3 protein-coding genes are annotated in these 18,816 nt (G+C 57.4%); all 3 read left to right on the top strand.

The annotated features are described in order from the left end of the window. Positions 1–215 precede the first annotated feature (215 nt). Positions 216–2,192 (top strand): biosynthetic arginine decarboxylase, encoded by a 1,977-nt coding sequence (speA, locus tag AC6I8X_RS16235; RefSeq protein ID WP_313683603.1) that lies wholly within the window; start codon positions 216–218, stop codon positions 2,190–2,192. Between the two features lie 720 nt (positions 2,193–2,912). Further along, positions 2,913–3,668, top strand: a complete 756-nt coding sequence (locus tag AC6I8X_RS16230) for an EAL domain-containing protein (RefSeq protein ID WP_313683604.1) — start codon at positions 2,913–2,915, stop codon at positions 3,666–3,668. 236 nt (positions 3,669–3,904) lie between these two features. After that, positions 3,905–18,751, top strand: a complete 14,847-nt coding sequence (locus AC6I8X_RS16225; protein WP_497840113.1) for an Ig-like domain-containing protein — start codon at positions 3,905–3,907, stop codon at positions 18,749–18,751. The last annotated feature ends 65 nt before the right edge of the window (positions 18,752–18,816 follow it).

Here is an 18,816-nt window from a genome sequence, read left to right as displayed (position 1 = left end):
GTCCCCCACAATTCTGTCGATGTTTTTCACGCGCCCACAGCGCTGGAAATGTCAGGCTATTTCTGGCCTGGTTGCACGCATCCCGGCCCGGTGTTTTACACTTACCCGGAACACCTGATGAGGGAGTCTGCGCAGGATGGGGCATTTTTTTCCCGACGTAACAATGACAAAAATCGGCAACTGTTTCTTATTCCAACGGAAAATTGAGGTTCGCGATGTCTGACGACATGAAGAATATCAAGGGTTCGTCAGCAGGCGAACAGGGTGTACTCCGCTCCATGCAGGAGGTGGCGATGAATGACCTGGAAGCGAGCAGAATGCTGCGCACCTACAATATTGCCTGGTGGGGCAATAACTATTATGACGTGAACGAACTGGGTCACATCAGCGTGTGCCCGGATCCGGACATGCCGGAAGTTCGTGTCGATCTCGCTAAGCTGGTGAAAGAACGTGAAGCGGATGGTCAGCGTCTGCCTGCGTTATTCTGCTTCCCGCAGATTCTGCAACATCGCCTGCGTTCGATTAACGGTGCCTTTAAACGCGCGCGTGAATCTTATGGCTATAAAGGTGATTACTTCCTGGTTTATCCGATCAAGGTTAACCAGCACAAACGTGTGATCGAATCGCTGGTTAACTCCGGCGAGCCGCTGGGCCTGGAAGCGGGTTCCAAAGCGGAGCTGATGGCGGTACTGGCACACGCCGGTAAGACGCGCACGGTTATCGTCTGTAACGGCTATAAAGATCGCGAATATATTCGCCTGGCGCTGATTGGTGAGAAGCTCGGTCATAAAGTGTACCTGGTACTCGAAAAGATGACCGAGGTGCGACTGGTGCTGGAAGAAGCCGAACGTCTCAATGTGGTGCCGCGTCTGGGTATCCGCGCGCGCCTGGCGTCACAGGGTTCCGGTAAATGGCAGTCGAGCGGTGGTGAGAAATCTAAGTTTGGTCTGGCGGCTTCGCAGGTATTGCAGCTGGTTGAGATCATGCGTAAGGCCGGTCGTATCGACAGCCTGCAACTGCTGCATTTCCATCTTGGTTCACAGATGGCCAACATTCGCGATATCGCCACCGGTGTGCGCGAATCGGCACGCTTCTATGTCGAACTGGCGAAGCTGGGCGTCAACATTAAATGTTTCGATGTGGGTGGCGGTCTCGGGGTGGATTACGAAGGGACGCGCTCGCAATCGGATTGTTCGGTTAACTATGGCCTGAATGAATACGCCAATAACGTGATCTGGGCGATTGGTGATGCCTGTGAGGAACATGGACTGGAGCATCCGACGGTGATTACCGAATCCGGTCGTGCGGTGACTGCGCACCATACGGTGCTGGTTTCCAACATTATTGGGGTCGAACGTAACGAATTCAGCACGCCGGTCGCGCCGGATGTTGATGCACCGCGTCCAATCCAAAGTATGTGGGATACCTGGCAGGAGATGCACGAACCTAACGTGCGTCGTTCGCTGCGTGAGTGGCTGCATGACAGCCAGATGGACCTGTTCGACATCCACACCGGTTATTCTTCGGGTACTTATGATCTGCGCCAGCGTGCCTGGGCCGAGCAGTTGTATCTCAGCATCTGTCATTACATTCAGCAGCATCTCGATCCGAGCAATCGTGCGCATCGCCCGATCATCGATGAGCTGCAGGAGCGTATGGCAGACAAGATTTATGTCAACTTCTCACTGTTCCAGTCGATGCCGGATGCCTGGGGTATCGATCAGCTGTTCCCGGTACTGCCGCTGGAAGGGCTGAACAAAATGCCGCAGCGTCGCGCGGTGCTGCTCGATATCACCTGTGATTCCGATGGCACCATCGATCACTATGTCGACGGTGATGGCATAGCTACCACCATGCCGATGCCGGAATACGATATCGACAACCCGCCAATGCTGGGCTTCTTTATGGTGGGCGCCTATCAGGAAATCCTTGGCAACATGCATAACCTGTTTGGTGATACAGAAGCCGTGGATGTGTTTGCCTTCCCGGATGGCAGTGTCGAAGTTCAGCTGTCAGATGAAGGTGATACCGTCGCCGATATGCTGCAATATGTTCAGCTGAACCCGGCTGAACTGATGACGTTGTTCCGTAATCAGGTGAAGCAGACCGATATCGACGAAGAACTGCGTGCGCAGTTCCTTGAAGAATTCGAGAGTGGCTTGTATGGCTATACCTACCTTGAAGACGAATAATTAATCATCTCTTTACCGAGCCACGCCTGTGGCTCGGTTTGTTTTCCGCTCCATTATTATCTCCGCACTTCACCCTCATATTAAATTTGCGATCCTGGTCACTCCTGAATTAACCGAATGAGCGGTGGCAGGAATGAAGCTACGGTTGAATAGCTATCTTATTCATTTATTTAAAAAAGCGAAGCCGCAGACAGGTTATCCGGCACAAAAATCGCCGCATTGCCCATGAAAGCCTGGCGTTACTAAACAGCTTTTCTGTTATGTTTTATTTTATATTCATAATAAAAATTTGATCATTGGTCACAAAATAATTGCAGTTAGTTATTATTTATTTTCTGGAACCTTCAGGAAACCCATGTTTTCTGGTTTGATAACGCCTTTTTGACGTCAGATGAACTTATTTATGATTAATTTTTTATTTTTAGTTTAAATTTATGGACTTATGTATTTCTGTTTTTGTCATGAAGATCAGTGTGGGTATCTGAATCTAAGACTTATCTGAAACTTTGGTCAATGGTTAAACAGTGCCAAAAGTAAATTGATTTGAGATTTCTATTAAACGAAGCGGATGATTAGGCCTTGCCTATTTCTCAAACTGTAAGTTATGCGTTAATCTTCAGTAAAGGAGTTAAGTTTTGACAATGTTTTCCTTACTGTTTACATGAGGGATTCTGACATTTAGATCCTGTCGGATCGTGGTTAAAGGGAGCGTTAGTAGGCATGCGACAGCAATACGTCTTCATTTTAGAACCGGTCTACAGTCTGCCAGGTAAGTTAATTGCCTGGGAATTGCTGACGCGTTTTTCTGACGATGCCGATATTACCCACGAGCGTGATTCAGATAGAGAATCAGGTTTTTTCAGCCACTTATCGACGGAAGAAAAATGGCAGATATTCCTGTTGCAGATTGAACAACTTGAGCAACTTTATCGCAAAGGTTTCCAGCAAATCATTAGCGTGAACATTAACAGAGATATTGTAACCAGCATCTTTGCAGACGCACATGTCCAGCAAAGACTGGAACTGTTGCCATTTTTCCGCTTCGAAATATCGGCGTTTTTCATTGCCCGTTACACGCGAGCCGATTTGTTAATTCTAAAGGGGTTAGCAAAAATTGCCCCATTATGGCTCGATGATTTTGGTCCGGGATATTCCAATCTAACCATGATGAGTAGCGGAATATTTGAATGCGTCAAGATCGATAAAGCCTTTTTCTGGGAATATGGCGAAAATCACATATTTGACATTCTGTTAGGCCATCTCAACGATTTGTGCAGTGGCGTCATTGTTGAGGGAGTTGAAACCCAACGCCATATTGAACTGCTGGCGAATAAAGCCATATACGGCATGCAGGGATACCTCTGGAGTGCTGCTTATCTTGATGATTTTATTGATAAGTCATGGAGAGGTTCGGGCTCGGCAAACCTTTCTGGAAAACAGATATGCCAAAAAAAGAGTTTAAGGAGTTTCATGTAGTTCGCATTTTGCCAATCAATAAAAAAGATATTTTCCCCGTTGTCATTTTAAGAAATAAAACGTCCCCATTACCAGGATGGCGGCTTAACAAGGCTCAGTACGATTTCATCATCAGCATGTTTGAGGTCGTCAAAGAGAGAAGTGAATAACCAAAAGCGTATTCACTGGTGAGACCGGGATCTGCGGATTTCGGGCGTTTTCATGGATTCTGATAACCTTCGGTGGAATATAGAGAAATGAATAATATCTCAGTCACGCCTAAAGGAGGCACCATCGCGTCGGTGCTGAATGGCAACAATATCACGTTGACCTCTCCGAGTGTGGTTCAGCTCAAACTTGAAAAGTCAGATATTAAATCCTACACACGCAACGGTAATGATCTTATTGTCACCACGAAATCGGGTGAAGTTGTTGTTATTCATAATTTTTACGGTCCAAATGGCGAGAGCGACCTGGTATTGCAGGACCACAATGGCGCATTGTGGTGGGTAGAGCATCCGGGGGAGTCTGGCTTCCAGTATGTGAGTATCGACAGTACCGATGGGCTGTTGGCGGAAAACACCACACATGATGGTGCGATTGCCGCCTTTGGTCTCGGTGGTGCCGCTCTGGCAGGGATTGCTGCGATGTTTGCCGGTTCCAGCAGCGGTGGCGGCGGTAGCAGCAATGCTGGCGGCGGCGATAACGGCGGCGGCGGTGACAATGGCGGTGGGGGTAACAACGGTGGTGGCGGCGGTAACAATGGCGGTGGTGATACCACGGCTCCGGGTGTCGCCACTGACCTGGTTCTCTCGGATACCGTTGGCTCCATTCAGGGGGCTATCACTAATGGCACCAGCACCGATGACACCACACCAACTTTAACCGGTAAGGCGGAAGCGGGCAGCACGGTCAGCATCTATGACGGTGGTACCCTGTTGGGCACCGTGACCGTAGGTGCAGACGGCAACTGGAGCTTCACCACACCCACGCTGGCAAATGGTTCACACAGCCTGACCACCACCGTGACCGATGCAGCGGGAAACACCAGTGCGGCATCCAATCCGATCGACTTCACCGTTGATACCATTCCCCCGGTAGCCGCCAGTGATTTGGTGGTTACCGATAACGTCGGCGGTACGCAAGGGCCGCTGACTTCCGGCGAATCCACTGATGACAACACGCCAACGTTAAGCGGTAAGGCCGAGGCGGGTTCCACCGTCAGCATTTACGATGGCACTACGCTGCTCGGCACGGTCACCGTCGGGTCCAGTGGCGACTGGAGTTTCACGACTCCGGTGCTGAGTAATGGTAACCATAGCCTGACCGTCACGGTCACCGATGCGGCTGGCAACGTCAGTGCCGCCACGCCAGCCTTTGACCTGACGGTTGATGCCATTGCCCCGGCCACCAGCACGTTGCAGGTCACCGATGACAGTGGCAACACGCCGAAGCAGCTAAGTGACGGTGCCAGCACCCATGACACCACCCCGGTTCTGAGCGGCCTGGCGACGGCGAACGCCGTCATCACCCTGTATGACGGCAACACCGTGCTGGGCAGCGTGACTGCCGGTAGTGATGGTCAGTGGACCTTTACGCCGGGCGCTCTGGCCGATGGTTCGCACGCCTTCCATGCCACCATCACCGATGCTAACGGCAACGTTACTGATTCCAGCATCATCAACATCACTATTGATACCGTTGCGCCAGATGCAGCAGCCGATATCCACCTGAGTAACGATGAAGGTAGCACCGTTGTACCTATTGTATCGGGCGGTTCGACCAACGATACCACGCCAGTGCTGAGCGGCACTGCTGAGCCGGGCAGTACGGTGACCATTTCTGATGGCGGTACGGTACTGGGCACGGCAACCGTCGGTTCTGACGGCACCTGGAGCTTTACCACACCGGCACTGGGTGATGGCAGCCACAGCCTGACCACCACCGTCACCGATGCGGCCGGTAACACCAGCCCAGCCTCAGCACCCGTTGATTTCACTGTTGATACTACGCCACCGGCCGCAGCCAGTGGGCTGACAGTGACCGATAACGTGGGTGACAGCCAGGGGCCGCTGACCTCCGGTGAATCGACTGATGACAATACGCCAACCCTGAGCGGGCAGGCAGAACCAAACGGCCTGATCAACGTTTACGACGGCACAACCTTGCTGGGTCAGGTCGTCACCGATGTTAACGGCAACTGGAGCTTTACGACCCCGGCATTGACCAACGGTACTCACAGCCTGACGGTAACGGTGACCGATGCTGCGGGTAATGTGAGTGCCGCCACGCCTGCGTTTGTGGTGGATGTGAATGCTGGTCTGCCGCCAGCCACCACCTCACTGGAGGTGACTGACGATAAGGGCAACACGCTGGTGCAGTTGAGCAACGGTGCCAGCACCAATGACAATACGCCAGTGCTGAGTGGCCTTGCCACGGCGAATGCGGTTATCACGTTGTATGACGGTACTACCGTGCTGGGCAGCGTGACCGCCGGGGATAACGGCCAGTGGAGTTTCCCGACAGCGTTACTGGCGGATGGATCTCATGCTTTCCATGCTCTGGTGACCGATATCAATGGCAACACCACCGCGACCAGTACCATCAATATCACCATTGATACGGTGGCACCGGCAGCGGCGAGTGATTTGCAGCTCAGTAATGACAACGGCAGTACTGTCGTGCCAATTGCGGCGGGCGGTGCAACCAATGACAGCTCACCACAGCTGAGTGGTAACGCAGAACCCGGCACCACCGTGACCATTTCTGATGGCTCCACGGTACTGGGCACAACAACGGTCGGCCCCGATGGGCACTGGAGCTACACCACACCTCAGTTAAGCGATGGTAGCCATAGCCTGACCACCACCGTGACAGACGCGGCCGGTAACACCAGCCCAGCCTCGACCCCGATTGCTTTCACCGTTGATACCACTCCTCCGGCGGCGGCCAGTGGCCTGGTGGTAACGGACAACGTCGGCGACAGCCAGGGACCACTGACGTCTGGTGAGTCCACCGATGACAACACACCGACGCTGAGCGGCCAGGCTGAACCGGGCAGTTTCGTCAGTATTTATGATGGCAGCACGCTGCTGGGGACCGCTGCGGTAGGCGGCGACGGTAGCTGGAGCTTCACACCGGCGGCCCTGAGTAACGGCAACCACAGCCTGACCGTGACAGTGACGGATGCGGCGGGTAACGTCAGTCTGCCGACCACTGCGTTCAACGTAAATATCGATGCGGGTTTACCGCCAGCGACCAGTTCGCTGGAGGTGACCGACGACAGCGGCAACACCCTGGTACAACTCAGCGATGGTGCCAGCACCCATGACACCACCCCGGTACTGAGCGGACTCGCAGGCGCTAATAACCTGATCACGTTGTTCGATGGCACCACCGTGTTGGGCAGCGTCACAGCCGACAGTACCGGCCAGTGGAGTTTCACACCGTCGGTTTTGCCGGACGGGGCACATGCCTTCCATGCCGAGGTGACAGACGGTAACGGCAATACCACCGTAACCGGCACCATCAATATCACTATTGATACGGTGGCACCGGCTGCAGCCGGGGATGTGCAGCTGAGCAATGATAACCAGACACCTTCCGTACCGATTGTCTCGGGAGGAACCACCAATGATAACACCCCGGTATTGAGTGGCACGGCGGAGCCTGGCAGTACCGTCACGGTATCGGATGGCTCGACAGTGCTGGGTAGCACCACCACAGACAACAACGGTAACTGGAGTTACAGCACACCGACGCTAACAGATGGCTCACACAGCCTGACCGCCACCGTCAGCGATGCGGCGGGCAACACCAGCCCGGCCTCGACGCCGGTCACCGTCACCGTGGATACCATCCCGCCAGCGGCGGCGGGCAACGTGCAATTGAGCAATGACTCAAGCGGCACACCGGTACCGATCACCTCCGGTGCCACCAATGACACCACCCCGGTATTGAGTGGGACAGCTGAGCCGGGGAGTACTGTCACTGTCTCTGACGGCAGTACGGTGCTGGGCACCACCACCACAGACAGTGACGGCAACTGGAGCTTCACCACCCCGACGCTGGATCAGGGCGACCATAGCCTGACCACCACCGTCACCGATGCGGCGGGCAACACCGGACCGGCCACCACCCCGATTGTGGTGAATGTTGATACCACCGCACCGGATGCTGCTACCGGACTGCAACTCAGCAATGATTTGAGTGGCACGCCGGAGCCGATTGCGGATGGCGGTGTCACCAACGACACCACGCCAGTATTGAGTGGTACGGCAGAGCCGGGCAGCACCGTCACCGTCTTAGACGGCAGTACGGTGCTGGGGACGGCAACGGTAGACAACAACGGCAACTGGAGCTTTACCACCACACCATTGGGAGAAGGTGATCACAGCCTGACCACCACCGTCACCGATCCGGCGGGTAACACCAGTGTTGCTTCGGATCCGGTCACCGTCACCATCGATACTACCGCCCCGGCGGTAGCGGGTAACGTCGAGCTCAGCAATGACGAAAGCACGCCGCCAGTGACGATTGCCACAGGTGGCGCAACCAACGACACCACACCGGTATTAAGCGGCACCGCCGATCCAGGCACCACCGTCACCGTTTCTGACAATGGCTCGGTGCTGGGGACTGTCATCGTTGATAACGACGGTAACTGGAGTTTCACCACGCCGGAACTGGGCGAAGGTGCGCACAGCCTGACCGCTACCGTCACCGATCCGGCAGGCAATATCAGCTCGCCATCAGCGGCAATTGATTTCACTGTAGATACCACGGCACCCGCGGCGGCGACAGGCTTGCAACTCAGTAATGACGAGAGCGGTACCTCCGTGCCGATTGCCGCAGGTGGCACCACCAACGACACCACGCCGGTGCTGAGTGGCAGTGCTGAACCGGGCAGTACCGTCACGGTTTCCGATGGCACGAACGTGCTGGGTACGGCAACGGTGGATGGCAACGGTAACTGGAGCTTCACCACCCCTGCGCTGGATGAGGGGCCCCATAGCCTGACCACCACCGTAACCGATGCAGCCGGTAACACGGGAGCGGCCTCGGATCCGATCGCGGTCATCATTGATACCACCGCCCCGGCAGCGGCAGCGGACCTGTTACTCAGCAATGATTCCAGCGGCACGTCAGTCCCGATCACTTCGGGTTCCACCAACGACACCACACCGGTGTTGAGTGGTACGGCTGAACCGGGCAGCACGGTCACCGTCTCCGACGGCAGCGTGGTATTGGGCACGGCAACCGTGGATAACGACGGCAACTGGAGCTTCACTACGCCGGAACTGAGTGAAGGCTCACATAGCCTGACCACCACCGTGACCGATCCGGCTGGCAACACCAGCGTCGCGTCGGATCCAGTCGCCTTTACGGTTGATACTCTGCCGCCACTGGCGGCTGCGGATCTGCAACTCAACAACGACTCAAGTGGTACGCCAGTTGCCATTCCCGCAGGCGGTGTGACCAACGACACCACGCCGGTACTGAGCGGTACCGCAGAACCGGGCAGCACCGTCACGGTTTCTGATGGCACCAACGTGCTGGGTACCGCGACCACAGATGGCGATGGTAACTGGAGCTTCACCACGCCAGCGCTGGATGAGGGCGCTCACAGCCTGACCACCACCGTGACCGATCCGGCAGGCAACGTCAGTCCGGCATCGGATCCGATCGCGGTTACCATCGACACCACCGCGCCAGCGGCGGCGGGCGATCTGCAACTCAGCAGCGATACCAGCGGTGCGCTGGTGCCGGTCACCACGGGTTCAACCAACGACACCACGCCGGTACTGAGTGGTACGGCTGAACCGGGCAGCACGGTCACCGTCTCTGACGGCAGTACAGTGCTGGGGACCACCACCACAGACAGTGACGGCAACTGGAGCTTTACCACGCCAACGCTGGATCAGGGCGCTCATAGCCTGACTACCACGGTAACCGATGCAGCAGGCAATACCGGTGCATCTTCTGGTCCGGTCAACTTCACGGTCGATACCACTGCGCCTGATCCGGTCACCAACCTGACGGCGGAAAATGATGCTGGCGATACGTTGAATGGCCTGACTAATGACAGTACGCCAATTCTGAGCGGTACCGCCGAAGCGGGCAGTATCATCACCATTTACGACAATATGGCGGTGATTGGCTCAGTGCAGGCGGATCCCATCACCGGCAACTGGAATTACACCACCCCGACGCTGACCGATGGCGATCATAACCTGATGGTGACGGAAACCGATGCGGCGGGTAACGTCAGCGCACCAAGTAATATGGTGGCGCTGACGGTGGATACCACTCCACCGGATGCGGCCAGTTTCACGCTTGATAACAACAACGGCAGCACGGATATCCCGATTGCCAATGGTGGCGTTACCAATGACAGCTCACCATTACTGAGTGGTACCACCGAGCCGAATAGCATCGTGACCATTTACGATGGAACAAATGAGATAGGCAGTGTGACTACGGATGGCAGCGGCAACTGGAGTTTTATCACCACGCCATTGCCCGATGGCGACCATGCGTTGAGCATTACCGTAACTGATGCGGCAGGCAACACTGGCCCATCCTCGGCGGTGCTGAACTTCGCCATCGACACCGTTGCACCGGATCCGGTGACTGACCTGGCGGTGAACAACAACGAAGGCAGTACGCTGGTGCCGATCACCGAAGGCAACTTCACCAATGATGCGACGCCGGAACTGACCGGCACCGCTGATGCGGGCAGCATTATTAATGTCTACGACGGCAACACTCTGCTGGGCTCAACTTCTGTTGGTGCGGATGGCAGCTGGTCCTTCACCACGCCTGACCTGGGGCAGGGGGCGCACAGCCTGAGCGTCACCGTCAGCGATGCTGCCGGTAACACCAGTGCCAACTCGGCAACGGTGGATTTCACGGTTGACACTGAAGCGCCAGCGGCAGCACAAAACCTGCAACTGACCAACGATCAGACCGATACGCCGATTGCGGCGGGGGGTGCCACTAACGACACCACACCAGTGCTAAGTGGTACAGCGGAAGCGAACGGTATCGTAACGGTATCGGATGGCAGCAACGTGCTGGGCACCGCCATCGCTGATACCAATGGTAACTGGAGCTTCACCACACCTGCATTGACGGATGGCGTTCACAGCCTGACCACCACTGTCACCGATGAGGCAGGTAACATCAGCGATCCGAGCGCGCCGATCAGTGTCACTGTCGATACGGTCGCGCCAACGGTAGGCGATCTGGCGCTGAGCAACGATGCAGGCAGTACGCCGGAAGCGATCCCGGATGGCGGCCTGACCAACGACAATACGCCGGTGTTGAGTGGCGCGGGCGAAGTGGGCGATCTCATCACTATCTCGGATGAGAATGGTGTGATCGGATCCGTGACGGTGGGGGATGGTGGCACCTGGAGCTTCACCCCTGCGGCACTGGCGGATGGCAGCCATACCTTTAGTGTCACCGCAACGGATGCTGCCGGAAATGTCAGTGATCCCGTCACCATCGGCGTGGTGGTAGACGCCACCGCACCGGCTGCGGCCACGGATGTGGTACTCAGCAATGATAACGGTGCGACCCCGGTTGCCATCGCTGATGGTGGAATCACTAACGACAGCACACCGTTCCTGAGCGGTAATGCGGAACCTGGCAGTATCGTAACCATCCTTGATGGCACCACCGTATTGGGTAGCGCAGCGGTCAATGGCAGCGGGCAGTGGGGCTACAGTGTTCCAACCCTGAGTAATGCGGAGCACAGCCTGACTGTGACCGTCACCGACCCGGCGGGTAACACCAGCCCGGCCACGGCTCCCATCTCGTTTACCGTGGATACCCAGGCACCGGAAGCCTCGACACTGGTGGTCAGCAACGACAACGGCAGCACACCGGAGCCATTGCCTGATAATGCGATCACCAACGACAACACCCCGTTGCTAACCGGTGTAGCGGAAGCCAACAGCCTGATTACGCTGTATGACGGCAGTACGGTGATTGGTTCGACCACAGCAAATGGCGGCGGTATCTGGAGTTTCAGTTCGCCGACGCTCACCGATGGCAGCCATACCCTGACGGCAACGGCCACCGATGCGGCAGGCAACGTCAGCCCGGCTTCAACCGCAGTGACGGTGCAGATCGATGCCACGGCACCGGAACCGGTTGGCGATCTGTTGCTGCAAAACAACAATGGTTCAACTCCTGTCACCATCGCGGATGGCGGCACGACCAACGACAATACCCCGGAACTCAGCGGTACGGCGGAACCTGGCGGCATTGTGACCATCTATGATGGTACAACGCTGCTTGGCTCGGTGGCAGCAGATGGTACGGGTAACTGGAACTACACCACCTCGACCCTGTCGAATGCTACCCATACGCTGAATGTCACCGTCACAGATGAGGCGGGCAACATCAGCTCTACTTCGTCCGTCTCTGTCACCATCAATACTGTGGCACCGGACCCGGTCAGCAGCTTTGCCATCTACAACAACGACGGTACGACGCCCGTGCTGGTCGCCAATAATGGCTCCACCAACGACGACACGCCGGTGTTGCGCGGTACGGCAACGGCGGGTGACACCGTCAATATCTACCAGGACGGCACCTTAATTGGTAGCGCAGCGGTGGCAGATAACGGCGTGTGGCGTTTCGAAACCGCAAGTCTGGTTGATGGCCCTTATAGCTTCACGGTCACGGTGTCGGATGCGGCGGGTAACGTCAGTATCCCGTCGGCAACCTATACCGTCACGATTGATACTGTCGCACCTGAGGCGATTACTAATCTGGTGGTGAGCGACGATGTGGGAGCCAGCACGGGTGACCTGACCAGCGGCGATTCCACCGATGACAACACGCCGACATTCAGTGGTAACGCGACAACCGGCGATGTGGTCTCCATCTATGATGGCACCACATTGCTGGGGACGACCACGGTGGCGGCGGGTGCCTGGAGTTTCACGCCAGATGCGCTGAGTAATGGTCCGCATAACTTCACCTTTACCGTGACCGATCCGGCAGGCAACGTCAGCGCGGCAGCACCTTCACCGGCGTTTAGTCTTGATATTGAAGCCGGAATGCCGCCCGCCACCAGTACGCTGGAAATCACCGATGACAGCGGGGCAACCCTGGTACAGCTCACCAACGGTGCTGATACTAAGGACAATACGCCAGTACTGAGTGGCCTGGCTGCCACAGGGGATGTCATCACTATCCACGATGGTGCCACGGTGCTGGGCGTTGTGACCGTCACTGCCGCAGACGGTCAATGGACCTTCACGCCTTCACCGGCGCTGGCGGATGGTGCGCATGCACTTTTCATCACGACGGTCGATGATGTCGGTAACCCAGGTGCGACTTCTCCTACCATTAACATCACCGTTGATACCACAGTACCGGCGGCAGTGACGGATATGGTGGTGAGCAACGACAATGGCAGTACGCCGGTTGAGATTCCGAACGGCGGCACGACCAATGACAGTACGCCATTGCTGACCGGTACGGCAGAAGCCAATGCCATTGTCACCGTTTATGATGGTACGACGGTGGTGGGTTCTACTACGGTCAATGCCGCAGGAAACTGGAGCTTCAACACCCCAACCCTGAGCAACGGCACGCATACTCTGAGCGTCACGGTGAAAGATGGGGCAGGTAATGTCAGTACGGCCTCCTCGACAGTGACCATCTCGGTAGATACCCATGCGCCTGCGGCCTCGACACTGGTGGTCACCAACGATAACACCGACACCGTGATACCGAACGGTGGCTCAACCAACGACAACACGCCTACCCTGAGCGGCACGGCAGAGGCCAACGGCATTGTCACTGTCTATGACGGCACTACGGTGCTGGGTTCTGTGGCCGCCAACGCATCAGGAGCCTGGAGCTTTACCTCGACGACGCTGGCGGATGGCAGCCATGCGCTGAGTGTCAGGGTAACGGACGCGGCGGGTAACGTCAGCGTGGCATCCAGTACCGCCACGGTGGTGGTCGATACCGTGGCTCCGGCAGCGGTGAGCGGCCTGGCCGCCGCCAACAACAACGGCAGCACGCCAGTGGCGATTGCCAACAATGGCACCACCAACGACAGCACGCCGGGCCTGAGTGGTACCGCAGAAGCAGGCAGCAAAGTCTCCATCTATGATGGAGCAACGCTGCTCGGTACGGTGACGGCGGGCAGTAACGGGGCATGGAGCTTTACCACCTCGACTCTGACAGATGGCACCCATACCCTGAATGTCACCGCCACTGATGCGGCTGGCAACGTCAGTACGCCATCCTCCATCACCCTCACGGTAGATACCGTGGTTCCGGCGACCGTGACTGATCTGGCGGTAAGCGACAATGTCGGAGCCAGTCAGGGTCCGTTGACCAACGGTGCCGTCACCGATGACAACACGCCAACCCTGAGCGGCACCGCTGAAGCGGGTACGGTGGTGACCATCTATGATGGCAGCACGGTGCTGGGTTCGGTCACTGCGGGTACGGGTGGTGCATGGAGCTTCACCACCAATGCGCTGAGTGAAGGTACCCATCCGCTGAGCGTCACGGTGAAAGATGCGGCGGGCAACGTCAGCCCGGCCTCCGCCACTTTCTCTATCACGGTGGATACGGTGGCACCAGCAGCCTCAACGCTGACCATTACCAATGACAACGCCACGCCAAACGTGACGGTGCCGAATGGGGGTACCACCAACGACAGCACGCCAGTGCTGAGCGGTACGGCAGAAGCGGGCAGCAAAGTCACCATATCGGATGGCACGACGGTGCTGGGTACTGTGACCGTGGGTACCGGCGGTACCTGGAGTTATACCCCAACCACCCTGGCAGATGGCACGCACCCGCTGAGCGTCACGGTGACGGATGCGGCGGGTAACGTCAGCGGCACCACCTCCGCCACGGTGATTATCGATACCGTGGCACCGGTGGCGGTGAGCGGTCTGGCTGCCAGCAACAACAATGGCAGTACGCCGGTGGCGATTGCCAACAATGGCACCACCAACGACAACACCCCAGCCCTGAACGGCACGGCGGAAGCGGGCACGAAAGTCAGCATCTACGATGGGGCGACTTTACTGGGTACGGTGACGGCAGGCAGCAACGGGGCGTGGAGCTACACCACCTCCACGCTGGCGGACGGTACTCATACCCTGAATGTCACCTCAACCGATGCGGCAGGCAACGTCAGCACGCCATCCTCCATCACCCTCACGGTGGATACGGTTGTGCCGGCGGCTTCTACGCTAACGGTCACCGCCGATAACGTCACACCAAACGTGACGGTACCGAGCGGGGGTTACACCAACGACAATACGCCAACCCTGAGCGGCACAGCGGAAGCGGGTGCAGTGGTCACCATTTCTGATGGCACCACGGTGCTGGGTTCCGTCACGGCAGGCACGGGCGGTGCATGGACGTTCACTACCAGCGCGCTGAGCAACGGCAGCCATCCGCTGAGCGTCACGGTGAAAGATGCGGCGGGTAACGTCAGTCCGGCGACTTCCGCCACGGTGATTGTCGATACCGTGGCACCGGCGGCCTCCACGCTGACCATTACCAACGACAACGCCACGCCAAACGTGACGGTGCCGAACGGGGGTTCGACCAACGACAGCACGCCAGTGCTGAGCGGTACGGCAGAAGCGGGCAGCAAAGTCACTATTTATGACGGCAGCACGGTGCTGGGCACCGTGACCGTGGGGACGGGCGGCACCTGGAGCTTTACCACCACCACCCTCACCAACGGTACCCATCCGCTGAGCGTCACGGTGACAGATTTGGCGGGTAACGTCAGCGGCACCACGTCCGCCAGCGTGATCATTGATACCGTAGCACCAGCAGCGGTGACCGGTCTGGCGGCCAGCAACAACAACGGCAGTACGCCGGTGGCGATCCCCAATAACGGCAGTACCAACGACAACACCCCGGCCCTGAGCGGCACGGCGGAAGCGGGCAGCAAAGTCTCCATTTATGATGGCACGACCCTGCTGGGCACGGTGACGGCAGGCAGCAACGGGGCCTGGAGCTACACCACCTCCACGCTGGCGGACGGCACTCATACCCTGAACGTCACCGCTACCGATGCGGCAGGCAACGTCAGCCCGAATGCGTCCGTGACGCTGACGGTAGATACTGCAGTACCGGCCGCTTCGACGCTGACAGTCACCGCGGATAACGTCACGCCAAACGTGACGATACCGAGTGGCGGCTATACCAACGACAACACGCCAACCCTGAGTGGTACGGCGGAAGCGGGTTCGGTGGTCACCATCTCCGATGGCAGCACGGTGCTGGGTTCCGTGACGGTGGGCACGGGGGGCGCATGGACCTTCACCACCAGCGCGCTGAGCAACGGTACCCATCCGCTGAGTGTGACGGTGAAAGATGCGGCGGGCAACGTCAGCCCGGCCACGTCGGCGACCGTGATCGTCGATACTGTCGCGCCGACGGCTTCAACGCTGGTGGTAACGAATGATGTGACCAACACGGTGGTGCCGAATGGCGGTTCGACCAACGACAGCACGCCAACCCTGAGTGGTACGGCAGAAGCGGGCAGCAAAGTCACCATTTATGATGGCAGCACGGTGCTGGGTACGTTAACCGTCGGCGGAGGCGGCACCTGGAGCTTTACTACCGCCACGCTGACCAATGGCACCCATCCGCTGAGTGTCACAGTGACGGACCTGGCGGGTAACGTCAGCGGCACTACGTCCGCCAGCGTGATCATCGATACCATAGCGCCATCGGCGGTGACCGGTCTGGCGGCCAGCAACAACAACGGTGGTTCGGCGGTAGCCATTCCCAATAACGGCACCACCAACGACAACACACCGTTGTTGAGCGGTACGTCGGAAGCCGGGGCGAAGATCTCCATCTACGATGGTTCAACGCTGCTCGGGACTACCATCGCTGCCAGCAGTGGGGCATGGAGCTTTACCACCAGCACGCTGACTGAAGGCACTCATACCCTGAACGTCACCGCCACCGATGCGGCAGGCAACGTTAGCCCGAATGCGTCGGTGACGCTGACAGTGGATACCGTGGCACCGGCCGCTTCGACGCTGACCCTCACCAACGACTCGGTGACGCCAAACGTCACCATACCAAACGGCGGCTATACCCGAGATACCACGCCGGTATTGAGTGGTACGGCAGAGGTGGGCAGTCGCATCACCATTTACGATGGGGCGACCATCATCGGGTCTGTCACCGTTGGCGCCAGTGGGACATGGAGCTTTACCACGGCGGTGCTGGTGGATGGTTCTCATCCGATAAGCGTGACGGCAACGGATGCTGCAGGCAACGTCAGTAACATCACCACCGCGACGGTGAATGTGGATACCGTGGCACCGGCAGCCGCTACTGCGCTGGCGGTCAACTCGGCGGGTACCACACTGACCGGTACCGGCGAAGCGGGCACCACGGTGACGGTGAAAGATGCCGGGGGTAACACCATCGGTACCGGCACCGTCGGCGTCACCGGCAGCTTCTCGGTCACGCTGACCACCGCGCAGACCACCGGGGCAACGTTATCTGTTTCTCTGACCGATGCGGCGGGTAACACCTCACCAACCGCCACGGTGCTGGGCGCTATCAAAATTGTCGCGGTGAATGACTCGGCTGAGGTGGATTACTCCACCACCACAACCACGGTCAACAATGGTACAACCAGTGTTTCCCATACCTCGTTGTTAAGTGCCAACCTGGGAAGTCTGCTGGGCGTCAATGTGTTATCGAATGGAAATGCTTACCTGTTCAGTGTGGGGAATGACGATACCCGTTCTGTAACCCTTAACGGGTCAACGACCACTTTGGTGGGTCTGATTGGTAACTACACACTGTATTTGTATCAGCAGCAGTCAGATGGTACCTGGGCATTAAAATCCAGCACCGCAAACTACATTACGACGCTTCTGACCATTGGCACTCAGACGGGTTCCAACGTGACCTATTCCAACCTCGGAACGGGGACTTATGCGGTGGTATTGGGGGCCAGTACCGGTATCTCGGTGTTGCCAACCACCACCATCACTACCGTGACGGATACCACGGTGATGGCGGTAACGGTGGCTGCAACGGTGACCGGCAATCTGTTGACCAATGACACCAGCTCGGTAGCGGGTACGGTGCCAGCGGGTACCGCAGTGACCTCGGTTTCGGGTCATACGGTGGGAACCAGCACCTCGTTCAGCACCACCTACGGCACGCTGACCATCGACTCACACGGTAACTACACCTATACGCTGAAGGCCGGTGTGGATATCGACACCCTGCCAGCCGCCGACACCTTCAGCTATTCGGTGACGGATGCCCAGGGTGTGGTGACCACCGCCACGCTGTCGGTTTCCCTGGTACATGCTACTGGCACGGCCTCGCTGCTGACCGCCAACAGCCTGTTCGCGGAAACCACCACTACCACTGATAGCGACCATTCGGTCAGCGGCAGTATCTGGGCTGACAGCAGTACCAGTCACACCGGTACGCTGACCATCGCTAATGAACATGGTGACACCACCACCGTGAGCAGTAGCGGTCACACCCTGGTGGCGGGGGATTACGGTACATTGAGCATTGCTGCTGATGGTAGCTACACCTACGCGCTGAGTGCAGAGATTAACGTGCAAAGCATCACGCATAAGGAAGTGTTCAGCTACACCCTGGCGTCAACCGACGGCACCCTGATCAGCAACTCGTTCACCATTGAGCTGCATCCGACCATCACCGGCACCGCCGGGGCGGATACGCTGACCAGTAGCGCCTATGACGACACCATCACCTCGGGTGCCGGAACAGATACGCTGGTTTACCACCTGCTGAACAGCGCTGATGCCACCGGCGGTAACGGGCACGATACCTGGACTGATTTCTCAGTCACAAATGGCGACAAGATCGATGTCAGTAACCTGCTTATCGGCTGGAATGACGACACAAGTAACATTAATGATTTTGTGAAAGTGGATCATACCGCTGATGGCAGCACTGTGCTCTCGATTGACCGTGATGGCACCGGTACGGCGTACAGCAGTACCCAGCTGGTGACGCTGGAAGGCACTAACGCATCACTGGAGGAGTTGCTGCAACAACCGCATCAAACCCATACGCCGTAAACGCTGTGGGAAAGGCAGGGATGAACCGGGGCACAAGGATGTGCCTGTTTCTATCAATCACGGGT

The organism is Pantoea sp. X-Soil-TKNS-1280 (genome assembly GCF_059730475.1).
This window is presented reverse-complemented; position numbering and strand designations above follow the sequence as displayed.